Source organism: Promicromonospora sp. NPDC052451 (genome assembly GCF_044547525.1).
Classification (GTDB): domain Bacteria; phylum Actinomycetota; class Actinomycetes; order Actinomycetales; family Cellulomonadaceae; genus Promicromonospora.
In genome coordinates, this window is the sequence record NZ_JBIUAP010000002.1 from 443,523 (window position 1) to 465,932 (window position 22,410).

A 22,410-nucleotide genomic window follows, 5' to 3' on the forward strand; every position below is an offset into this window, starting at 1 on the left:
AAGACATACACTCTTGCGTATGACGCAAGAAGATGGCGAGCTGGACAGCCTCGTACGCAAGCGCATCCGGGCGCTGCGGGTGGCGCAGGGCTGGTCGCTGGAAGACCTCGCCACCCGGGCCCGGGTCAGCCAGTCCACGCTCAGCCGCATCGAGAACGGCCGGCAGCGCCTCGCTCTGGACCAGCTCGTCACCCTGGCGCGCGCCCTCGACACGTCGCTGGACCAGCTCGTCGAGACGGCCACGGACGACGTGGTCATCAACCCCGCCATCGACGTCGCGCACGGCTGGAAGCGCTGGCCCATCAGGGCGGAGCCCGGGATGAGCGTCGTTCGGCAGCGCCTGACCGACCCCGCGCCGGACAACCCGTCGCGCCTGCGCGCCCACCCCGGCCGCGAGTGGCTCGTCGTCATCTCGGGCACGGTGACCCTGCTCCTGGGCAACCGGCGGTTCCGCCTCGAGACCGACCAGGCCGCCGAGTTCCCCACCATGCTCCCGCACGCCGTCGGCGCGGAGGGCGGGCCGAGCGAGGTGATCGGCATCTTCGACCGGGACGCGCGGCGGGGGCACCAGCGGGGGGAGAGCGCCGGAGACCAGGCGGCACGGCCCGGCGCGCGCCGGTAGGACGCCCGGGCGACCGGCGCCGTTCACACCCGGGCCACGCCCGGTTCGCCTGACCGTCCCTCGCGGTTCAGCCCCGCCCACGACGCTGCCTGCAGACCCGTGGGCGCACCTGCCACGGGCGTGAGGCACCAGGAGAACCTTCATGACCGAGACAGGTACGAGCCGGCGCGGGTTCCTCCGCGGAGCGGGAGTGGCGTCGGCGGGCATCGTCGGGTCGCTCGCGGCGTCGGCCGCCCCCGCCGAGGCCGCCGGCACGGCGAGCGCCCCGGGCGCCCGGGGCCGGCAGAAGAAGCGCGGCTACCACTGGCTGGCGGGCGACCACCACCTGCACACCCTGTACAGCAACGACGCCATGTTCCGGGTCGACGACCAGGCCCGCCGCGCCCTGGCCGGCGGGCTGGACTGGATCGTGCTGACCGACCACGGCAACGCGCCCTACCGCGACCACGGCCTCGACCGCGCCCACGCGGACGTCACCGCCGCCCAGCGCGCCCACGGGGACGACCTCCTCGTGTTCTGGGGCCTGGAGTGGAACATCCCCGGCGGCGAGCACACCACGCTCATGCTCGCCCCCGGTGCCGACGACCGCGAGGTCATGCGCCGGCTGGTGTCGCAGTACGACGCCACCGTCGTCGGCGCCCGTGACGGCACCCCCGAGAACGAGGCGCTCGCGGGCGAGGCGCTGCGCTTCCTGGCCGACGCCGTCCGGCGGCGCCGGGTCCGCGACGCGCTCGTCCTGCCCAACCACCCCGCGCGCAAGGGCATCGACTCGCCCCACGAGCTGCGCGACTGGCAGGACGCCGCCCCCGGCATCGTGATCGGCTTCGAGGGCTCGCCGGGGCACCAGGCCGCCGGCCTGCCGGCCCCCGGCATGGCCCGCGGTCGTGGGCTCTACGACGGCGGCGCCGGCACCTGGTCGCACCCGGGCTACCCCGAGGAGTCCTACCGCACGTGGGGCGGGTTCGACTGGATGACGGCGACCGTTGGCGGGGTGTGGGACAGCCTGCTGGCCGAGGGCCGCCGGTGGTGGATCACCACCACCTCCGACGGGCACCAGGGCTGCGGCGACTGGGTGAAGAACCCGGTGGACCCGCTCGACCAGACCGGGTACGACACCATTCCCTACAACGAGGCGGGTGACACGTTCGCGAGCACGGGCCAGTACCCGCCGCCGGTGAACGCGGGCCGGCCCGTCACCGAGTACAGCGCCCTGCCCCCGGGGCACTACAACAAGACGTGGGTGGGCGCCGAGGACCGCAGCTACACCGGCGTCATGGAGGCGATGCGCGCCGGGCGCATGTGGGTGTGCTTCGGCGACCTCGTCGCCGGGCTCGACGTGCAGGTCCGGCGGCGGGGCCGTGCGCACGCCGGCGTCACGCTCGGTGGCACGCTCTCCGTCCGGCGCGGGAGCGAGGTCGAGGTCGTGGTCACGATCGACCTGGCCGACCAGGTCAACGCCGCGGGCCTGCTGCCCGAGCTCGCCCGCGTGGACCTGATCCTCGGCGCGGTGACCGGGCCGGTCCCCGACCGGGACACGATCGTGGCCCCCGACACCCGCGTCGTGCAGTCCTGGGACACGACCGGCCGTTCGGGGACGATCGAGCTCGTCTACCGGTTCACGGCGGACCGCGCGTCGTACGTGCGGCTGCGGGGCACCGACGGGAAGCGGAGCCAGGTGGGCTACCTGGGGGCCGACGTCGACCCGGCCGGGCCGGCCATCGACGTCCTCGGCGCGGCGGACCCGTGGGAGGACCTCTGGTTCTACACGAACCCGGTCTTCGTGGAGGTCACCGACCGGGGGTGAGGCACCGGTCCGCTGCGAGCAGGCGGTTGTGCATGGTTTCGGCGCCGAACCCGTGCGCAACCGCCTGCGCGAGGCGGGCATCCGGTCGCTGCCCCGCTCGGCGCCGTCGTGCTGAGCTGCGGTATTGCCGTTGGTGGCTGCTCGGCGCGTGAGTAGGGTCGCGGATCGTGATCGTGAGCGAGGTGGACGGACTGCCCGTACGGCTGCGGGCGCCGCACGACCTGTCCTTCGTGGCCCGCTGGGGCACCGTGTTCGCCGTGCTCGACCAGCAGGACTCGGGCAACCTCTGCCTCGGCGTCGAGGGTCCGGGCGGCCGGGTCTTCGTCAAGTACGCGGGTGCGCCCACCGCACGGTACGACGGCGCGCTCACCGACGCCGTCGACCGCGCCCGCCAGGCCGGTGCGGTGTACCGGTCGCTCGCGCACCCGTCACTGGTCCGCCTGCGCGAGGCGGTCGACGTCGGCGCCGGCCACGCGCTGGTGTTCGACTGGACCGACGCGACGCCGGTGGGCCGGCAGTACGAGCGCTCCCACGTCGTGCGCTCGCTCCCGCTGCCCGCCCGGGTGGACGCCGTCCGGCAGATCTACGACTTCCACGTGCACGCGGCGGCGCGCGGCTGGGTCGCCGTCGACCTGTACGACGGCTCGGTGATGCTCGACCCGGCGACGGGCCGTGTCGTCCTGTGCGACCTGGACCTGTACGAACGCGCGCCGGTGGTCAACCGCATGGGGCGCATGTGGGGCTCGACCCGGTTCATGTCCCCGGAGGAGCACGAGCTCGGGGCGGTGATCGACGAGGTGACGAACGTCGTGGCGCTGGGCGCCCTCGCGCACACCTTCCTGGGCCACGACGAGACGAAGTCCCGGGCTGCCTGGGCGGGCTCGGACGCGCTGTTCGACGTCGCCGCGCGGGCTCTGCGCCCCGAACGCGGCGCGCGCTGGCCGTCGGTCGCGGCGCTCGCGGAGGCGTGGCGGGAAGCGGCGTGAGGAGCACGCGACCGAGTAAGCCCTGGCCGTCGGTGGCTCGCGGTGCGGTGCGGCCCCCGGGCCTTCGACCGCGCCAGAATGAGCGCATGAGCACGCGCCGCCGGCCCCCGCACCAGGATCCCTCGACGATGAGCGACGACGAACGGGAGGACCTCGCCGAGCGCCTGCGCGAGCGGGTCTACGTCACGTTCGCCTCGCTCGCCGTCATCCTCACGCTGCTCGCGCACGCCCACGGGCTCACCGCCGGGACCGCGGCGGCGTCGCTGACCATCACCGCCGTCGGCACCGTGGCCGCCGCCTGGCTCGCCGAGCTCATCGCCCACCTCGCCGCGCACGGCGGGTTCCCCGCCCGCCCGCACCTCGCGGCCATGACCCGGACCAGCGGCGGCGCGCTCCTCACGCTCGTGGTCCCGCTCCTGGCCCTAGCGGCGGCGGGCCTCGGCTGGTGGGAGGTCACGACGGCGCTGCGCGTCGGCGTCGTCGTGCTCATCGCCACGCTGGTGCTCATCGCCTGGCTCGGCGTGCGGCGCACGAAGCTGCCGTGGCCCGTACAGGTGCTGGCCCTGGGGATGCTGGCGGCGCTCGCGGTCGGGGTGGTGGGGTTGAAGCTGCTGGCGCACGGGTGAGACGCGGAGATCACACGGCCCTGGCCGATATCCGCTAGCAGCCACGCCCCGCCGCGAGCGAGGATCGAGGCGTGACATCCTCCCCCCGCTCCGGCGCCCTCGCCTTCTGGTCGGACCTGCCGAACGACGGCCGCTGGCTCCTGTCCACCGTGGTCGTCCAGTTCTTCGGCCGTGGCCTGACGCTCCCCTTCACCATCATCTACCTGCACGAGGTGCGCGGGTTCTCGCTCGGCCTGTCCGGCACGCTCATGGGCCTGATCGCCGTGGTCGGGCTGCTGGTCACCGGCCCCGCCGGCGCCCTGGTCGACCGATACGGCGCCCGGCGCGTGATGCTCACCGGCCTCGTGTTCGCCGTCGCCGGATACTCGGTGCTGGCGCTGGCCACCACGCCCGTGGTCGCGGCGGTCGGCCTCGCCCTGTTCGGTGTGCAGCTCGGTGTCGGCTGGCCGTCGGTCAACGCGCTCGTGGCCACCGTGGTCGACGGCGACCTGCGCCAGCGGTACTACGGCGTCAACTTCGCGCTGCTCAACCTGGGTGTCGGCGTGGGCGGCGTGGTGGGCGGCCTCGTGGTCGACGTCGAGCGGCCCGGCACGTTCGTCGCCGCCTTCCTCGTGAACGCCGCGACCTTCCTCGCGCCGATCGTCGTGCTGCTCGGCCCGCTGCGTCACCTGCACGGACGCGCCGAGCGGCCCGACGACGCCGGCGCGGCCGAGGGTTACCTCAGCATCCTGCGCCGGCCCGAGGTGCTGTGGCTCTCGGGGCTCGGGCTGCTCGCCGCCTTCGTGGGCTACGGCCAGATGGAGGGCGGGTTCCCGGCGTTCGCCCGGCAGGTCGCGGAGGTCTCGACGCGGACCATTGGCTTCGCCTTCGTGGTCAACACCGTCGCGATCGTGGCGCTGCAGTTCTGGGTCATGAACCGCGTCAGCGGACGACGCCGCACGCGCGTGCTCGCCCTCATGGCCGGGGTGTGGGCCCTCGCGTGGCTGCTGCTCGGCGTCACCGGCATCTTTCCCGGCGGGACCACCGCCGTCGTCATCGTGCTGGCGTTCCACGGGGTGTTCGGGCTGGGGGAGACGCTGATGCAGTCCACCCTGCCTGCCCTGACCAACGAGATGGCGCCCGCGCACCTGCGCGGCCGGTACAACGCGCTGGGCTCCGGCGCGTTCCAGGCGGGCACGATCGCGGGCCCGGTCGCGGCCGGGTTCCTGCTGGAGCACGGCCTCGCGGGCGCGTTCATCGCCGTGGTGGTGGTCGGGTGCGTGGGCATCGCCGGGATGGCGTTCGCGGTCGGACGGCGGGTCAGCCCCCAGGTGAACGGGGTACGACCGGAGCCGTCGGCGACGTCGGCCTGAGGCCTGGCGGACGTCCCGTGGCGCTGGGTCTGGGGTTGCTGGGTCTGGGGTGCCGGGTCTCAGGCGCCAGGTCTGAGGCGCCAGGTCTGAGGCGCCAGGTCTGAGGCGCCAGGTCTCAGGCGCCAGGCCCGCGGAGGGAACCCGGATACTGCCCGGCCGGGCGGGGTGCTCCCGCGGAGGTCGGTCACTCCGTGTAGACGTTGTCTACTCTCGGCAACCTGTCTCCGCGAGGGTGGTTCGCCCCCTGCCGACACGCTGGGAAGCAGGACACGCCCGGGCGCGCCGACCCGCTGGCGCGCCGGCCCGCTGGGCATGCGGGACCCGCTGGTCGTGCGGGACCCGCTGGGCGCGCCGGACCCGCCGGGCGCACCGGCGCGTCATGGCCCCGACCCGGCGAGGCGCCGTCCCCCAAGGGCGCGACCGTCCGCACAACCCGCCCCGCCCCGGGACCACAAAGGTGCGCTTCTACCCAGTCATTGGGCCCGCAATCAGCGCGATAGCTGGGCGTGATGACTGGGTAGAAGCGCACTTACCGTGCGCCCGCGGCGGGCAGCGGGACTACCGGCGGCCGGCGATGCCGAACGCCGACGTGATCTCCTGCGTCACGGCGTTGCCCGCGTCGTCCGCGGCCGTCGCGCGCAGCGAGACCAGGGAGGCACCGCGGGACGGGATGCGCAGGCGCGCCTCCCAGCGGCCGTCGTCCTCGCGGAGGCGGACGGCGGACCAGGTGGTGCCGCCGTCGTAGCTGACCTCCAGCGTCGCGTCCGTGACCGTGCCGGCACGGGGTGCGCCCGGCACGGTGTACGGCTCGACCGCGAACGGGACGACGGTGCCCGCGCGGACCGTGCCGTCCAGGGCCGTGTCCACGTCGTAGTCGAGCTGGACCAGCGGCAGCGGGGTGCCGTTCTCGCCGGGGACGGCCTCGTCGGCCTGGTCGGCCACGAACGTCCACGAGGTGCGGGTGCTGGTCGAGTAGCGGTGGGCGTCGTCCGCGGCGTCGGTGTCGATCTCGAACCGGTAGGTCTGCGGACCCTCGGCCGCCGGGACCACGGTCTGGACCGCCTGGCCGATGCCCTCGTCCACCAGGGTCTCACCCTGGTAGAGGCGCGAGGTCACCGGGGTCTCGCCCCACGGGAAGCCGCCCGTGATGCCGTCCTGGCCGCTCGCCGGGGCGACGTTGACGGCGAACCAGTCGCCGCTGTGCCACGGGCCCCAGTAACCGTCGCCGGTGCGGGGCGCTGTCACGGGAGCCCACCAGTCGCGCACCGTGGTGGTCCGCGGTGCGTACGCCTGCCGCACGCCGCGCTGCTCCCACGTGCTCTCGTGCTGCACGTTCTCGTACCAGGTGACGTCGTCGTAGGTGGAGACGTAGTCCGTCCGCTCGGCGGCCGTGGGCTGCAGCACCCGGACGCTCAGGCACGGCGGCCACTGGTAGTCGCGGCAGTCGGCGCGGTCGTCGACGGCCAGCCGCTCCTCCGTGTCGTTGTAGCGGCTCTCCACCGTGGCGAGCTGGCGCGCCGAGGGAGCCAGCGCCAGGTCGGCGGGGATCTCGCCGGGCCAGCTCTTCGAGACGTCGTACAGGTACGACGGGAACTCGACGGCCTGGCCCGTCAGCGTGAGCAGCCCCTTCCTGGCGGAGGCGAGCAGCTTGCGGCCCTGCGCGGCCGGCACCGAGACGACGGGCAGGTCGTCGCGCGTGACCTGCTCGACCAGGGTGCCGGGGCGGTCGTTCACGACCACGAGCAGCGCGGCACCGGCCGCCTGCGCGGCGGCCTCCCGCTCCTGCGCGGACACGGCGTCGTCGCGGGTGACGAGCACGGCGCGACCCTTCGCGCGGACACCGTCGTACTCGTCCGCCGTGCCGGTGCCGGCCGTGACGGCCCGCAGCGCGACCCGGCCGTCGAGGCGTGCGGACCCGGCCTGGTAGACCGGGTCGAACGCGGCCGGCAGCGGGGTCCAGGCCCGGACGTCGAGCGCCGGCTCCGAGGCGCGCCACCGCACCGCGAAGTCGAAGTCCGTGCTGTCCACCGAGCCGGTGGGCGCGGCGTAGAACGAGTCGACGTCCACGGGAACCTCGTACGTGGCGGCGAACGCCGCGTACAGGCCGCCGATGCCGGAGTCGTTGTAGAACTGGAAGCGCCGGTAGTCCACGGTGCTGTCCCGCGGCGTGTCGAGCGTCAGCTCGGTGGCCTCCCGCGCGTCGAGCACGAGCGAGCGGTCCGCGTCCGAGATCACGACCTGCGGGTCGCCGACCAGCGCGACGCCGGTCGAACCGGGCCCGCCCGACCCTTCGACGTCGAGGAAGGCCGTGGCCGAGTAGATGCCGGGCTCCAGCCGCTGGGTCGGTACCTCGCCCGTGGCCGGGTCGATCGGCAGGCTGCTGACGAACTGGTCGCCGTAGCGGTAGAAGTCGACGTACCCGGTGGCGGGCTCGCCGGACCGGTCCAGCGCCGTGATGTCGAGGCCGTACCGCTCCTCCTCCTTGACCAGTGCCGTCGCGGTGCGGACGGTCACCTCGCCGGAGGAGTCCGTGGCCACGACGGCGCCGCTGTACTTGCCGGCCAGCGGGGCGTCGTCGGCGTCGGCGGTGATCGTGACGTCCGCGCTGCCGCCCGCCGGCACCAGCACCTCGTCGGCGGACAGCGACACCAGGTCGCTCGCCGCGCCGTCCGGCCCGACGACGTCGGTGCTCAGCGCGAGCGTCACGTCGGCGTCCGTCGAGTTCGTGTAGGTGACGGTGCCGGAGGCGGGCTCGTCGCCCTCGTGCGGCCAGCCGTAGAAGCCGAGGAAACCGTCGCCGGAGGCGTCCACGCCGTCGAGCGACGCCGGGACGTCCAGACGGCCGGTGCCCACCTCGTACGCCGGGGCGTCGATGTCGGCCGCCGAGGAGACGAGCGTCGTCTTGAGCTGCTCACCGGTCAGCTCCGGGTGCGCGCCCTTGAGGATCGCCGCCGCGCCCGCGACGTGCGGGGTGGCCATCGACGTGCCGTCCATCGACACGTACCAGCCCTCGCCGCCCGACTGCTGCGAGCGAGCCGCGACGATGCCGACGCCGGGCGCCGTCAGGTCCGGCTTGATGGCGTGGTCGCCTCGGCGCGGGCCGTAGCTGGAGAACTCGGCGCGCACGTCGCCGTCGTCCACCGCGCCGACCGTGAGGGCCGCGTCCGCGGTGCCGGGGCTGCCGAGGGAACCCTCCGTGTAGCTGTTGCCCGCCGCGACGACGAACAGCGCGCCCGTCTCCTCGCTGATCGCGTTGAGCGCCTGCGCCATGGGGTCCGTGCCGTCGTTGAGGCTGGAGTCGCCCAGGCTCATCGAGACGATGTCCGCGTTCGCGGCGCCCCACTCCATGCCGGCGATGATCCAGGAGTCCTGGCCGTAGCCGTCGTTGCCGAGCACCTTGCCGACCAGGAGGTCCGCGCCCGGGGCCACGCCCCGGTACCGGCCGTCGGCGGCCGCACCCGTGCCCAGCACCGTGGAGGCGACGTGCGTGCCGTGGCCCTGCACGTCGTTCGTGACCTCCTCGCCGGGCACGAACGACCGCGCGTCGTCGATCTGGTCGGCGAGGTCGGGGTGCGTCGCGTCGATGCCGGTGTCGAGCACCGCGACCGTGGCGCCCGCGCCGTCGAACCCGGCGGCCCACGCCTCGGGGGCGCCGATCTGCGCGGTGCTGTGGTCCAGGGTGGCCTCGGCCTTGCCGTCGAGCCAGATCTTCTCGACGCCGCCGCGGAAGGTACCGGCGCCCGTAGCGCTCGATCGGGTCCCCGCAGCGTCCGCCGCGGACGGCGTGGCCACGGCCGACCAGAACGCCGTCGCCTTCTCCTTGTCCGCGGACACCGCGGACGCGTCGATGCTGGGCAGGTCCAGGGTCTGGGTGGCTCCCGGCAGCGCGGCCGCCCGCGACCGGGCGGCGGTGCGCTCCAGGATCAGCGGGGTCGCGTCCACGGTCTCGTCGTCGTACTGCATCTCCAGGAGCGCGGTGACGTCGAACAGGCGCCGGTCGAGCGTCCCGGCGGCCAGGTACGGCAGCGCCGCGTCGGGGATCACGTGCACGTGGCCGCCCACCTGCTGGGTGCGCACGGCACCACCGCCGGCCGGCTCGACGCCGAGCGTCAGCACGCCGTCGTCGGTGGTCGTGACGTCGACGACGTCGCCCGTCACCAGGGTGACCGTGGTCCGGCCGTCGGCCAGTGCCGGGGTCTCGGGTGCGGTCACCACCGGGGTGCCGGCACCGGCAGATCCGGACAGGGCGCCGGGGGTGGAGGCGGAGGGGTCGGTCGCGGCGTGCGCGGTGGTGGCCATCGCCGCGACCAGGACGGCCGGCAGGATGGCCGGCACGGTGCGCCGGAGTCTGGGTCTCATGGACGTGGACACTCCCAGCGAGCGCGACACGTCACAAGATCCGGCACGTGGCGGCTTTACGGCATGGCGTGACTCCGCCAGAGTAGGGCCGCGACCGACCTGACGGAGGAGTGCCATGCTCGGCGACGTGCTCGGACTGACCCCTGACGAGACCATCGCGTACAGCGAGCTCGTCGCCATGCCGTCGGCCACCGTCGCGGACCTGGCGGCCGCGCTCAGCTCCTACGGGACGTCGCTGAGCGACACGCACCGGCTGCTGCGCCGGCTGGAGGACCACGGGCTGGCCGCCCGGATCACCGGTGACGAGCGCCGGTTCGCCGCCGCCCCGCCGGCGATCGCGCTCGGCGCCCTGCTCGCCCGGCGGCAGGACGAGGTACGGCACGCCGAGGTCGAGCTCAACCGGCTCGAGGAGGTCTACCGGGTGGCCGCCGCCGGCCGTGGACCCACCGACGTGATCGACGTGGTGCGCGGCGAGGACGCGGTACGCCACCGGTTCGAGCAGCTTCAGCTCGGGGCGCGCGAGACCGTCGACGCCTTCGTCCGGCCGCCGGTCATCGTCACCTCCAGCCAGGAGAACTCCGCCGAGGACCAGGCGGTCGCCCGGGGCGTGCAGTACCGCGTCGTCGTCGAGCGGGGGATGCTCGAGACCCAGGACGTGACGGTCGAGGAGACCGTGGAGGCCGCGGACGCGGGGGAGGAGGTCCGGTTCGCGCCGAGCGTGCCGCTCAAGCTCATCGTCGTGGACCGGGAGCTCGCGCTCATGCCGCTCACGTCGTCCGGCGACGTCGTGGGGGCGCTGCTGGTCCGGGAGAGCACGCTGCTGGACGCGCTGATGGCGCTCTTCGAGATCGTGTGGGAGCAGGCCACTCCGCTGCTGCTGGGCACGTCCGGCCTGGCCGGCGACCTGGCCCACCAGGTGGACGACGACGACGCGCGCATCCTGGGGCTGATGCTCTCCGGCCTCACCGACCAGGCCGTGGCCAAGCAGCTCGGCACGTCGCTGCGCACGGTCCAGCGACGCGTGCGGGCGCTGATGGACCTCGCCGAGGTGGAGACGCGCGTGCAGCTCGGCTGGCACGCCGCGGTGCACGGCTGGGTCCGGGCGGGGGCCCGGCCGGGCGTGCCGACGCCGGGCGTGCCGACGGCGGGCGCACCGGTGGAGACGCGACCGGAGGAGCCCGCGGCCGACGTCCCGCCGGTGGCGGCGGGCGTGTAGCCGCGGGGCTCGCTCAGGCGGTGCCGACGACCAGGTGCCGGGCCTGGAACCCGAGCACCTGCTCGGCGGCCGTGAGGTCGTACGGCACGGCGCGGCCCTCCAGCGGGCGGCGCAGCGGGACGCCGGGGTGGTACCGGCGCAGCAGCTCCGCCGTCGGCTGGGGCACCAGGGTCTCGGGCGCGGCCACGTGCACCACCGTGGCGCCCTCGCCGGGGCAGCCGAGCGCCAGCCAGGCGGCCTCCGCCGCGTCGCGGGTCTCCAGGTAGGCCCACAGGCTGCGCGCGCCGAGCGCCGGGTCCCGCGCGAGGGAGTCTGCGTGCTCGACCAGCCGGTCGTCCAGGCCACCGATGAACGGGTAGCGCAGCGCGACCACCGTCATCCCGTACCGGCGCGCCACCATGTCGGCGGTGAGCTCGTCCGTCCGCTTCGACAGGGCGTACGGGTCGGCGGCCTGGTCGGGTGTGTTCTCGTCGACCGGCAGGTAGGCGGGGTGCAGCTCCTGCGGCGCGAAGGCGGTGCCGGAGGCGGCCTGGCTGCTCGCGATCACCGCCCGGCGCACGCCGGCCCGCCCCGCGGCGTCGAGCACGGTGAACGTGGACAGGGTGTTGGTGCCGAAGACGACCTCCGGCGGGTCGGCGAGCGGTGTCGGGATGGCCGCGAGGTGCACCACGCCGTCAGCGCCGTCGAGGGCGCGCGCCACGATCTGGGGCGAGCGGGCGTCGCCCACGACCACGCGGTCGGCGGCGAGGTCGCCCGGATCGTCCAGGACCAGCGCGGTCGCGGCCACCGACTCGCGCCCGAGGACGTCGAGGACGGCGCGGCCGATGCGTCCGGCCGCGCCGGTCACCAGGACGCGCACGTCAGGCCGACAGGCGGAAGATCGGGAAGACCCGGCCCTCGGCGGTCTTCTCGTACTCGACGAAGCCGCTGGAGAGCTGCTTGAAGCGCTCCCACATCTCGTCGCGCTCGGTGCCGGTCAGCTCCTCGACCTTGGCCTGCACGGTCTCGACGGGGTCGCCGGGCACCTCGATGTCGACCTGCTCGGTGCGGCGCAGGCCGTAGACCCACGCCGGGTTCCGGGGCGAGCCCCCGGCCGAGCCGACGACGTGCCACGCGCCGTCGTCCTGGATCGCCGCGAGGGGTGCGATCCGGATCGAGCCGTCCTTGCGCGGTACGTGCACGAGCACGAGGCCCTTGCCGAAGGGGGCGGGGTCGTTGACCTCTCCGCCGTTGGCCCGGAAGGTGTCGATGATCTGCTGGTTGAAGTCCATGCCGGGGGCAACGTCGCACGTCACGTGGCGCATTCCACCGGACGGCCGCCGGCGGACTTTCGTTGCCCTTTTCGCCCGCTCTCTCCCAGAGTGTGACCGGGCGCACGCTCGTGGGCCCGTGGCTGCGCCTCCTCGCGGAGGCGCTTGCACCCCGGAGGCAAGATGCACAGTCGCATGTCAGCCAGACGTGCGCCGGTCGCCCTCGCGGCGATCGGTGCTCTCGTGGCGACGACCGTGGGCGTGGCGCCCGCGTTCGCCGCCCCGCCGACGCCGGCCGCACCACAGCCGGTCCCCTCCGCCGACGTCCCGCGGCATGCCGTGGACAAGATCACGCCGGCCGTCCAGCAGCGGTTCGAGACCAAGGACTCCGCGGACTTCTGGATCAGGTTCGCCGACGCCCCGGATCTCGCGCCGGCACAGGACATCGCGGACTGGGACGCGCGCGGCCAGTTCGTCTACGACGCCCTGACCAGCACCGCGAAGGCGGCGCAGGCCGGCGTGGTCGCCGAGCTGGATGCGGCGGGCGTCGACTACGAGTCGTACTGGATCAGCAACGCGATCCTGGTCGAGGACGGCACCGCGGAGCTGGCCGAGCAGGTGGCCGGCAGCCGGGAGGTGAAGCAGGTCCACGAGCGGTTCGCGGCCCAGCAGATCGAGCCGGTCGAGCGGAAGGCACCGACGGCGAGCGCGCCGCTGGCCACCGAGTGGGGCCTGGACGCCATCAACGCCCCCGACGTCTGGGCGCAGGGGTTCACGGGTGAGGGCATCACCGTGGCCAACATCGACTCCGGCGTCGACGTCGAGCACCCGGCGCTGCTGGAGCACTACCGGGGCTACCAGGGCGAGGGCAGCCTGAGCAACGACTACAACTGGTTCGACGCGGGCGGCTTCTGCGACGGCGCGCCCTGCGACGTCGACGCCCACGGCACCCACGTCATGGGCACCATGGTGGGCGACGACGGCGCGGGCAACCAGATCGGCGTCGCCCCGGACGCCGACTGGATCGCGGCCAACGGCTGCGCGAGCTGCTCCGACGCCGACCTGCTGGCCTCCGGCCAGTGGATCCTGGCGCCGACGCGCGCCGACGGCTCCGACCCGGACCCGTCCCAGCGACCCCACGTCGTGAACAACTCGTGGGGCCAGCAGGCGCCGGGCGCCATCGACGACTTCATGTCCGAGGAGATCGCCGCCTGGGAGGCCGCGGGCATCTTCGGGGCGTGGGCCGCCGGCAACGCGGGCGAGGCGGGCTGCCAGTCGACGTCGTCCCCCGGCGCGAACGTGGCCACCTACGCGGCGGGCGCCTTCGGCGAGGACGGCGAGATCGCGGTGTTCTCCTCGCGCGGCCCGGGTGCCGACGGGGAGACGAAGCCGAACCTCTCGGCCCCCGGCGACCTCGTGCGGTCGTCGGTCCCCGGTGGTGACTACGCCGAGTTCAGCGGTACCTCGATGGCGTCGCCGCACCTCGCGGGTGCCGTGGCGCTGCTGTGGAGCGCCGCCCCGGCGCTGGTCGGCGACATCGAGGGCACCAAGCAGCTCCTCGACCAGACCTCCGTCGACGTCGACGACGACTCCTGCGGCGGCACCGCCGAGGACAACAACGTGTGGGGCGAGGGCAAGCTCGACGTGGCGGCGCTGGTGCAGAACGCGCCGATCGACGGCTACGGCTTCCTGACCGGCACGGTCACGGGCCCGGACGGCGAGCCGGTCGCCGGCGCGCGCGTCGTCGCCGGCGAGCGGGCCGACACCACCGACGCTGCCGGCGCGTACCGTCTCGGTCTGGAGGAGGGTTCCTACGAGGTGAGCGTCTCCGCGTTCGGCTTCCTCGACGCGACCGGCACGGCCGACGTCGTGGAGGGCGAGGAGGTCACGCTGGACCTCACCCTGGAGGCCGCGCCCACCAGCACCGTGACCGGTACCGTCACCGACGGTGGCGGGCACGGCTGGCCCCTGGACGCGCGGGTCACGGTGCAGGGTGCGCCGAGCAGCGTCGTGGCGTGGACCGACCCGTTCACGGGCGAGTACTCGATCGAGCTGCCCCAGTCCACGACGCACACGCTCGTGGTGCGGCCGTCCCTGACGGGGTACGCGACCTTCACGCGGGACGTCGAGGTCGGCACCGGTCCGACGACGGCGGACGCCGCGCTGGACGTGCTCGCCGAGTGCACGGCGCCCGGGTACGCCCTGACCGGGGCAGGCGCTGTCGAGGAGTTCGAGTCCGGCGAGGTGCCCGAGGGCTGGACGGTCGAGGACCTGGCCGGCACCGAGCAGGTCTGGACGTTCGACGACCGCTTCGACGCGTCCAACCAGACCGGCGGCGAGGGCCTGTTCGCCGAGGTGAACAGCGACGCCTACGGCGAGGACGGCGCGCAGGACACCACGCTCACGTCGCCGTCCTACGACCTGACCGGGCTGGACGCGCCGCTGCTGACGTTCGACCAGGCGTACGGCGCCTGGGGGGACGACTTCGCCGACGTGGACCTCAGCCTCGACGGCGGCGAGACCTGGGAGACGGTGCTGCACCAGACGTCCGACGCGCTCGGGCACACGGCCGTGGCCCTGCCGGGTGCGGGCGGCCAGTCCGACGTGCGGGTCCGGTTCCACTACGGCGACGCCGTGTGGGCCCTGTTCTGGCAGGTCGACAACGTGGCGATCGGCTCGTGCGAGCCGGTCGACGGCGGCCTCGTGTCCGGGTTCGTCCAGGACCTCAACACCGGTGACGGCGTGGACCGCGCCACGGTGACCGCGGGCGAGGTGAGCACGACGAGTGCCGACCCCGAGAACCCGACGGTCGGCGCCGGGTACTACTCCCTGTTCACGGCACCCGGCGAGCAGCAGGTCGCCTACGCGGCCAAGGACTACGCCGGCCAGGAGGCCGCCGTGACGGTGACCGCCGACGCGGTGACGCGCCAGGACGTGGAGCTCGCCGCCCCGCTCCTGACGGTCTCGCCCGGTGAGCTGAACCGGGAGGTGCGGCTGGGCGGGACCAGGTCCGGCCGGTTCACGGTGACGAACGAGGGCACGGCGCCCGCGGACGTCGAGGTGGCGCCCGGGTCCTCGGACTTCGAGATCCTGGGTTCGGCGAACCGTACCGGCGTGATCCGGGGGGCCACCGCTGGGGTGACGAAGGTGAGCACCGTGGAGTCCGGCACGGCGTCGGGCACGGCGTCGTCCCCGGCGTCGGGCACGGCGTCCGGCCGCTCGACGGCGGCCGCCGCCGACGACGGGTTCGCCCGGCACGGCAAGCCTGGCCGCGCGGTGACGCCGGCGGCCCCGCCGGCGCTCCTCGCGGAGGGGACCACCCTCACCCACTCCTCGTCGCAGGACGTCACCCCGGGCAACTCCGTGGGGTGCGTGGGTGCCCAGACCCAGTGGCTGCGCACGTTCACGCTGGAGGACTTCGACATCCAGGGCGAGTTCGCCGTGACCGACGTGTCCTTCGGCGTGGAGACGGCCGCGGCCGGCTCCGCGGTCACGGTCAACCTGTACGAGCTCGACGGGGACTTCACCTACGCGAACATGACCCCGCTGGGCTCGGCCGACGTGACCCTGGAGGCACAGGAGCTCACGATGGTCGACGTGCCGGTCACGGGGACGGCGTCCGCGGGCAGCACGCTCGTGGTCGAGGTGGTCAGCGCCGACGAGTTCTTCATCGGCTCCAACGCCGAGCCGGAGACGGCGCCGTCGTACATCGCCTCGGACGACTGCGGTACGCCCGAGCCGAGCACGGTCGCGGACCTCGGGTTCCCCGACATGCACACGGTGCTCAACGTGACCGGCGAGACCACGGTGGACGTGCCGTGGCTCGACGTCCAGCCGCCGGCGTTCACGCTGGAGCCGGGCGAGTCGGCCACGGTGCTGCTGGACATGGACAGCAGCCGGGTGGACCAGCCGGGCACCTACACCTCCGCGGTGGTCGCCGACGGCGGCACGCCGTACGGCGAGCCGCGGGTGCAGGTGTCGCTGTCGGTCACGCCGCCGCCGAGCTGGGGCAAGATCACCGGCACGGTCACGGGCGCCACCTGTGACGGCGAGACCGTCCCGCTGGAGGGGGCGTTCGTGGTGATCGACGGGTCCGAGTACGACGTCACGCTCGTCACCGGGCCCGACGGCGGCTACGCCCGCTGGATGGGCGTGTCCAACAACCGGCTGAACCTGCTCAGCTCGGCGACGGGCTACCCGCCGGAGTCGAAGTCCGCGCGCATCATCAAGGGCCAGACGGTGGTGCACGACTTCGAGCTGGACGAGTACTGCGGCTGATCCTCGGGCTAGGCGTGCTGCCTGGTCTGGTCACCTTGACCAGACCAGGCAGCACCCGCGATGATCGGGACATGACTGTAGTGAACGTCCAGGAGGCGAAGACACACCTCTCCCGTCTGATCTCCCGTGCTCAGCACGGCGAGGAGGTCGTGGTCGCGCGCTCCGGGCGGCCTGCGGTCCGTCTGGTCCCGGTAGAACCGGTGGCCGAGCGCACGTTCGGCACGGTGCCGCTCTCCGTCCCCGACGGTTTCTTCTTCGACGAGCTCGACGAGGCGGAGCTCGCCACGTGGGAGTGACCTACCTTCTCGACACCCATGCGTTCGTCTGGCTGCTCAGCTCGCCCGAGCGCATGACGGAGACGCTCCGCGCACAGCTCGGGTCGACCGCGAACAGGCTCCTGGTCTCGGCCGTCTCGGCGATGGAGGTCGCCGCCAAGGTGCGCCTCGGCAAGCTCGATGCGGCCGCCACCCTGGTGAGCACCTGGGAACGCCGGGTCGATGATCTCGACGCGGAGACCCTGGACCTCACGACCGCGCACGCGCTGCATGCCGGATCCATGCCGTGGGCTCACCGAGACCCGTTCGACCGGTTGCTCGCTGCTCAGGCGATCGTCGAGAACGTCGTACTCGTCACGACCGACGCCGCGTTCGACACGCTCCCGGACGTTCGCACCGCCTGGTAGAAGCCACGCCGGAGCGGTCCTTCCGAACGGTTCAGACCGCGTCCCACGGCACCGCAGCGAGACGGTCCACGAGGGGCGTGAGCAGCGGGGACGCGTCGGGCAGCGGGACGTCGTCGATCGAGGCGACGGCGACCACGCCGATCGAGTTGACCAGGAAGGCGCCCGCGAACCCGCCGACCTCGGCGAGCGGGACGGGCCGGCTGACCGACGGCGTGGTCGCCTCGACCAGGCGCATCGCCGTGCCGTGGAGCTGCGGGGCGTCGGGCCACACGACCGAACCGTCCGGCTCCAGGAACCCGATGTTGGCGATCGACGACTCCGCGACGGCACCGTCCGGGGTGGTGAGCACGGCGTCGTCGTACCCCTGGCGCCGCACGCGGCGGGCCCACTCGATCTGGGCGAACCCGCCCAGGTGCTTGAGGTGCGCGAACGGGCGCACGTAGGGGACCGACCGCAGCCGTTGCGGCTGTGCCGGAGGACGGTTCGGGTCGGCCACGGACACCACCACGTGCTCCGCGTCGCGGAGCGTCACGCGCACGGAGGCGTCGGCGGTCCCGGCCAGGGCATGGCGCACCAGGTCGCGGACCCGCTCGCCCGGCAGAGGCCGGTCGAACAGCTCCCGGTGCGCGGCATCGAGCCGGCCGAGGTGGTGCGCCAGCCCCTGGACGCCGCCGTCGCGCACCTGCATGGCGGTGAAGTGGCCGTACGTGCTGAACAGGTCGGACGGCGCGGCGGGGTGACCGTCGGTCTCGATACGCACCGTGCGACCTTATCCGGCGGCGCGGTGGCTCAGCCGGCCAGGTCCGCCAGCAGCGTGCGGGGCGGCACGAAGAAGGTGCTGCCGGTCAGCGGCGTCGAGAAGTCGAGGATGCGGTCGTGCAGGCCGGGCGGGTCCCCGACGAACATGCGCTCCAGCATCCGCTCGATCACCCACAGGCGTCGCGAGTACCCGATGAAGTAGGTGCCGAACTCACCGGCGCCGGGGCGGCCGAACGGCATGTTGTCGCGCAGGATCTCGTACTCGCTGCCGTCGTCGGCCGTGATCGTGGTCAGCGTCTTGTGCGACTTCTGCCCCGCGGTCGCGTCGTCCAGCTCGACGCCGTCTGCCTTGGTGCGCCCCACGATCTGCTCCTGCTGCTCGGTGCTCAGCGCCTGCCACGCCGCGAGCGGGTGCACGTACTTCTGCACCACCACGTAGCTGCCGCCCGCGAACTCCGGGTCCTCGTCGCCCACCAGCGTGGCCTCGGGAAGCTCGGCGCCCACGGGGTTGGCCGTGCCGTCCACGAAGCCGAGGAGATCCCGCGTGTCGAAGTAGCGGAACCCCGACACCTCGTCCGCGGTGGTGACGGCGGTGCCGAGCGCGTCGAGCAGCAGGCGCTCCAGCTCGAAGCAGAGGTCCTGGCGGTCGGACCAGATGTGGAACAGCAGGTCACCGGGGGTGGCGACGGCGGTGTGCGCAGCGCCGGCGAACTCCCGGAACGGGTGGAGCTCCGCCGGGCGCTCGCGTCCGGTCAGCTCCGTCCAGACCCGGCTGCCGATGCCGGCCGTGCACGAGACCGGATGCTGCAGGTCGCGGAAGCCGACGGTCTTGACCAGGTCGTCGAGCCCGGCGAGGACCTCCCGGACGGTGCGCCGAGCCTCGTCGTCGTCGCGAACCTCCAGGACGAGGAAGACGGCGGACCGGGCCAGCGGCGCACCGACGGCCTGGGGTGCGACCGGCGCGCCGTGCGCGGCTGGTCGGTGGGGTGTGCTGTCCGGCATGTGCCGAACATTAACCGAGGATCCCCAGGTGGAGAGCGCGCAGGACGGCGTTGGTCCGGTCGCGCGCCGAGAGCTTGAGCAGGATCGCGGAGACGTGGTTCTTCACGGTGCCCTCGACCACGGACAGCCCTCGGGAGATCTCGCGGTTGGTCCAGCCCTCGGCCATCAGGCGAAGCACCTCCAGCTCCCGCTCGGTCAGCGGCTGAGCCGGTGGGGTGTCCGGACCGGCGACGTTCGGGACCGAGCGGATGCCGCGCAGCATGCGGCTCGTGATCGACGGCGCGACCAGGGTGCCGCCGTCGGCCAGGGTCAGCACCGCCCGCGTGAGCTGCTCCACGGTGACGTCCTTGAGGAGGTACCCGCGTGCGCCCGACCGCAGCGCGTCGAGGACCAGGGTGTCGTCGTCGAACGTCGTGAGCACGAGCACGGGGACCTCGATGCCCTGCTCACGCAGTGTGCGGAGCGTCCAGAGGCCGTCGTACCGGGGCATGCGCAGGTCGAGCAGGACCACGTCCGGTGCGGTGTCCGTGACGACCGCCAGTGCCGCCTGTCCGTCGTCGGCCTCGCCCACAACATCCACGTCGGCGATCTCCAGGAGCGAGCGGATGCCGTGCCGCACCAGGGTGTGGTCGTCGACGATCACCACCCGCGTCACGTGGGCACCCGCGCGGTGACCCGGAAGCCGTCGGCGCCGTCCAGCTCCACGTCGCCGCCCAGGGCCGCGAACCGTTCGGTCATGCCCCGCAGCCCGTTCCCGGGGACGAGCTCGTGGAACCCGCGACCGTCGTCCGCCGCGGTCAGGACGAGGCCCGGCGGCCGGGCGGCCACCTCGATCCGCAGCGCGCGGGCGTCCGCGTGCCGGAGGGTGTTGGTCACGATCTCCTGCACGGCGCGGACCACGGCGGAGGCCTGCTCCTCGTCGACCCGCACCCCGGGCTCCACCTCCACGCTCACCTCCAGGTCGGGCAGATCGCGCACCACGTCCCGCAACGCCTCGCTCAGGTCCGACGAGGCCGTGCGCAGCTCGCTGACCGTGCGCCGGACGTCGGTCAGGAGGTCACGCGCCACCTGGTTCGCCCGGTCCACGTGCTCGCGTGCCTGCTCCCCGTCCCGGTGCCGGGCAGCCTCCAGCTCCAGGGTGAGCACCGTGAGCTGGTGGCCGATCAGGTCGTGCAGATCGCGCGAGATGCGCAGCCGTTCCCCGGCACGGGCCGATTCCGCGAGCAGTACTGACGCTGCCCGCAGGTCGACGTGTGCCTGGCTCAGCTCCCGCCGCAGCCGCTGCTCCCGGATGAGCGTGACGGAGCTCAGCATCGTCGCCACCTGGATGAGCAGGTAGAAGCCGACGGTGACCAGGACGTCGGCCGTTCCGCGGTCCTGCAGGACCATGGCCGTCGCGATGACCACCGTGTTCAGCGCCGCCAGCACGAAGCCGGCGCGCAGCGGCATGACGTACACGCTCAGCGCCGCGGTGATCACGAGCAGGATCGGCAGCAGGCCCACGCCTTGCGTCGTGAGCAGCACGGCCCAGGACGTCACGACGCCCGACGCGAAGACGACGCACCGCGCCCGGCCCGGCTCGAACACCAAGGCGACCAGCAGCGCGAGGATCAGCGCGGCGAACAGGACGACCCACCAGCCGCGCGGGATTGCGAGGTCCACCGCGCCGAACACTGCCGGCGCGCCGACCCCGACCGAGACGGCGAGCATGGCCAGTCCCGACCACTCGTCCGTACCCAGTCGTCGCATACGAACCACCCTACGGTTGGTGGCGGCGCGGCGAAGGTGCCAGAAGTCATGGTCCACAACCCTGACGATCGGCACGCGCGGGTGTGCCTCCGTCGCGCCTAGCGTCGCTGCCATGAGTCCACGACCAGCACCGCACCAGTCCCGGAGCCGCCCTGCCCCGAGCCGGCCGCGGGCCGCGATAGTCGCCGAGCACCTGCACAAGCGGTACCGCAGCACCACTGCCCTCGCCGACGTGAGCCTGCGCGTGGAGCAGGGCGAGGTGGTCGGGGTGCTCGGCGTCAACGGCGCGGGCAAGACCACCACCGTCGAGATGATCGCAGGCCTGCGGCGCCCGGACGGGGGAACCGTCCGGGTGCTGGGCCTGGACCCGCAGCGGGACAGGGGCCGCGTACGCCAGCTCCTGGGCGTGCAGCTCCAGGATGCCTTCCTGCACGGGGCGCTGACCGTCGCCGAGCTGGTCGGGCTCTACCGCAGCTTCTACCCCGACCCGCGGCCGGCCGGCGAGCTGCTGGACCTGGTCGGCCTGGCCGGGCAGCGTGACGTGCGGTTCGAGAGGCTGTCCGGCGGCCAGCAGCAGCGGCTCTCGATCGCCCTGGCGCTCGCCGGACGTCCGCGTGTGGTGGTCCTGGACGAGCTGACGACCGGCCTCGACCCCCGGGCCCGCCGCCGGATGTGGGCCACCGTGGAAGGCCTGCGGGGCGACGGCGTCGCCGTCCTGCTGGTCAGCCACACGATGGAGGAGGTCGAACGCCTCTGCGACCGCGTGGTGCTCCTGGACGCCGGGCGGGTGGTCGCGGTCGACACACCTGCGGGCCTGGTCGCGGCCGCGGGCACGGACACCCTCGACGACGCGTTCGTCGCACTCACCGGGAAGCAGCTGGAGGCCGCCGAATGAGCACCCTCGTCGTCCCCGCCGTCCGCCGCCCGGGCATCCGGTCCTGGCTGGTCCTGGTCGCGTGCGAGGGAAAGATGGTCGTGCGCGACACGGCCGGTCTCGTGGTCCCCATCGTGCTGCCGCTGCTGATCCTGGTGATGAGTGCCGGGTCGGCGGGCGACCAGCCCGTGGGCAACGGGTACACGGCACTGGACGTGTTCGTGCTTCCCCTCGTCCTGACCGTGGTGCTGGGCACGATCGGCGTCATCAACATGCCGAGCTTCCTGGCGTACTACCGGCGCACCGGGATCCTGCGGCGGCTCGCGGCCACCCCCGCATCTCCGGCGATGGTTCTGGTCGCCCAGGTGGTCGTGAGCGTGGCACAGGCCCTGATCGGGCTCACCGGGGCGTTGGCTGTGGCGTTCGGGCTGTTCGATGCCCGGCTCCCCGCCGACCTCGGTGCGGCCGTCGGCGTGTACGCCCTGGCACTGGCGGCCATGTACGCCGTCGGCATGGTGGTCGCCGCCGTCGCTCCCACGCCGAACTCGGCCGTGGCGATCGGCCTGATCGCGTTCTTCGTCCTCGGTGCGCTGGGTGGCATGTTCGGCGGCCTCTCGACGGTGCCCGGCGTGCTCGCGACGGTCGGGGAGTGGCTGCCGTTCGGCGCCGCCGTGGCCGCGATGTCGGCGGCGTGGGTGGGAGCCGCGGTGGACCCGCTGCACCTGCTGGCCCTGGCGGCTGCCGTCATGGTGGGTGCGACCTTGTCGGCACTCTTCTTCCGCTGGACATGACGACGGGGCGTCGCCACGTGACGAGGTGTCGGAACGCTTCCCCCGAGCCGGTGGGAAGTA

The 22,410-nt window shown here is 73.5% G+C and carries 18 protein-coding genes; 11 read left to right on the top strand and 7 right to left on the bottom strand.

The genetic code is table 11. From position 1 onward, the window contains the following. The first annotated feature begins 19 nt into the window (after nucleotides 1-19). The 5 genes from ACIG47_RS04885 to ACIG47_RS04905 all read left to right on the top strand — a co-directional run bounded on the left by ACIG47_RS04885 (nucleotide 20) and on the right by ACIG47_RS04905 (nucleotide 5,390). The gene (locus ACIG47_RS04885) at nucleotides 20-622 is read left to right on the top strand and encodes a helix-turn-helix domain-containing protein (RefSeq protein WP_397429846.1); all 603 of its coding nucleotides are present in this window, start codon (nucleotides 20-22) and stop codon (nucleotides 620-622) included. A gap of 142 nt (nucleotides 623-764) precedes the next feature. Beyond that, nucleotides 765-2,426, top strand: a complete 1,662-nt coding sequence (locus tag ACIG47_RS04890; RefSeq protein ID WP_397429847.1) for a PHP domain-containing protein — start codon at nucleotides 765-767, stop codon at nucleotides 2,424-2,426. Between the two features lie 167 nt (nucleotides 2,427-2,593). Then, nucleotides 2,594-3,412, top strand: a complete 819-nt coding sequence (locus tag ACIG47_RS04895; RefSeq protein ID WP_397429848.1) for a hypothetical protein — start codon at nucleotides 2,594-2,596, stop codon at nucleotides 3,410-3,412. Between the two features lie 86 nt (nucleotides 3,413-3,498). Next, complete coding sequence (locus tag ACIG47_RS04900; protein WP_397429849.1) at nucleotides 3,499-4,038, top strand: hypothetical protein; 540 nt, start codon at nucleotides 3,499-3,501, stop codon at nucleotides 4,036-4,038. 71 nt (nucleotides 4,039-4,109) lie between these two features. Further along, complete coding sequence (locus ACIG47_RS04905) at nucleotides 4,110-5,390, top strand: MFS transporter (RefSeq protein WP_397429850.1); 1,281 nt, start codon at nucleotides 4,110-4,112, stop codon at nucleotides 5,388-5,390. Nucleotides 5,391-5,948: 558 nt separating this feature from the next. On the opposite strand, the gene ACIG47_RS04910 is transcribed toward ACIG47_RS04905, so the two are convergent. After that, the gene (locus ACIG47_RS04910; protein WP_397429851.1) at nucleotides 5,949-9,749 is read right to left on the bottom strand and encodes a S8 family peptidase; all 3,801 of its coding nucleotides are present in this window, start codon (nucleotides 9,747-9,749) and stop codon (nucleotides 5,949-5,951) included. 115 nt (nucleotides 9,750-9,864) lie between these two features. On the opposite strand from ACIG47_RS04910, the gene ACIG47_RS04915 reads away from it, so the two are divergent. Continuing rightward, a complete protein-coding gene (locus ACIG47_RS04915) occupies nucleotides 9,865-10,965 on the top strand; it encodes a helix-turn-helix domain-containing protein (RefSeq protein ID WP_397429852.1) in 1,101 nt (366 codons plus the stop codon). 13 nt (nucleotides 10,966-10,978) lie between these two features. Here ACIG47_RS04915 and ACIG47_RS04920 read toward each other — a convergent pair whose 3' ends face one another. Together ACIG47_RS04920 and ACIG47_RS04925 are read right to left on the bottom strand one after the other, a co-directional pair. Next, a complete protein-coding gene (locus ACIG47_RS04920; RefSeq protein ID WP_397429853.1) occupies nucleotides 10,979-11,824 on the bottom strand; it encodes an NAD-dependent epimerase/dehydratase family protein in 846 nt (281 codons plus the stop codon). 1 nt (nucleotide 11,825) lies between these two features. After that, a complete protein-coding gene (locus ACIG47_RS04925; protein ID WP_397429854.1) occupies nucleotides 11,826-12,260 on the bottom strand; it encodes a nitroreductase/quinone reductase family protein in 435 nt (144 codons plus the stop codon). 150 nt (nucleotides 12,261-12,410) lie between these two features. Here ACIG47_RS04925 and ACIG47_RS04930 point away from each other — a divergent pair, with 150 nt between their 5' ends. The 3 genes from ACIG47_RS04930 (at nucleotide 12,411) to ACIG47_RS04940 (ending at nucleotide 17,175) form a co-directional block, all read left to right on the top strand. Beyond that, on the top strand, nucleotides 12,411-16,493 hold the full coding sequence (locus ACIG47_RS04930) for a S8 family serine peptidase (RefSeq protein ID WP_397429855.1): 4,083 nt from the start codon (nucleotides 12,411-12,413) through the stop codon (nucleotides 16,491-16,493). A gap of 71 nt (nucleotides 16,494-16,564) precedes the next feature. Beyond that, nucleotides 16,565-16,789: a type II toxin-antitoxin system Phd/YefM family antitoxin gene (locus tag ACIG47_RS04935; protein WP_397429856.1), complete on the top strand. Its 225-nt coding sequence runs from the start codon at nucleotides 16,565-16,567 to the stop codon at nucleotides 16,787-16,789. Continuing rightward, nucleotides 16,780-17,175, top strand: a complete 396-nt coding sequence (locus ACIG47_RS04940; protein WP_397429857.1) for a type II toxin-antitoxin system VapC family toxin — start codon at nucleotides 16,780-16,782, stop codon at nucleotides 17,173-17,175. The genes ACIG47_RS04935 and ACIG47_RS04940 overlap by 10 nt, the downstream gene beginning before the upstream one ends. A gap of 31 nt (nucleotides 17,176-17,206) precedes the next feature. Here the strand turns inward: ACIG47_RS04940 and ACIG47_RS04945 are convergent, their stop codons facing one another. The 4 genes from ACIG47_RS04945 to ACIG47_RS04960 are packed head-to-tail and all read right to left on the bottom strand — an operon-like array spanning nucleotide 17,207 to nucleotide 20,685. Next, nucleotides 17,207-17,935, bottom strand: a complete 729-nt coding sequence (locus ACIG47_RS04945) for an aminotransferase class IV (protein WP_397429858.1) — start codon at nucleotides 17,933-17,935, stop codon at nucleotides 17,207-17,209. Nucleotides 17,936-17,964: 29 nt separating this feature from the next. Further along, on the bottom strand, nucleotides 17,965-18,936 hold the full coding sequence (locus ACIG47_RS04950; RefSeq protein ID WP_397429859.1) for a Dyp-type peroxidase: 972 nt from the start codon (nucleotides 18,934-18,936) through the stop codon (nucleotides 17,965-17,967). A gap of 10 nt (nucleotides 18,937-18,946) precedes the next feature. Continuing rightward, nucleotides 18,947-19,591, bottom strand: a complete 645-nt coding sequence (locus ACIG47_RS04955; protein ID WP_397429860.1) for a response regulator — start codon at nucleotides 19,589-19,591, stop codon at nucleotides 18,947-18,949. After that, nucleotides 19,588-20,685, bottom strand: a complete 1,098-nt coding sequence (locus ACIG47_RS04960; RefSeq protein ID WP_397429861.1) for a sensor histidine kinase — start codon at nucleotides 20,683-20,685, stop codon at nucleotides 19,588-19,590. Before ACIG47_RS04960 ends, ACIG47_RS04955 begins: the two co-directional genes overlap by 4 nt. A gap of 112 nt (nucleotides 20,686-20,797) precedes the next feature. Between ACIG47_RS04960 and ACIG47_RS04965 the strand changes: the two genes are divergently transcribed. Together ACIG47_RS04965 and ACIG47_RS04970 are read left to right on the top strand one after the other, a co-directional pair. Then, a complete protein-coding gene (locus ACIG47_RS04965; RefSeq protein WP_397429862.1) occupies nucleotides 20,798-21,580 on the top strand; it encodes an ABC transporter ATP-binding protein in 783 nt (260 codons plus the stop codon). Continuing rightward, nucleotides 21,577-22,350, top strand: a complete 774-nt coding sequence (locus ACIG47_RS04970; RefSeq protein WP_397429863.1) for an ABC transporter permease — start codon at nucleotides 21,577-21,579, stop codon at nucleotides 22,348-22,350. The genes ACIG47_RS04965 and ACIG47_RS04970 overlap by 4 nt, the downstream gene beginning before the upstream one ends. Nucleotides 22,351-22,410 lie beyond the last annotated feature (60 nt).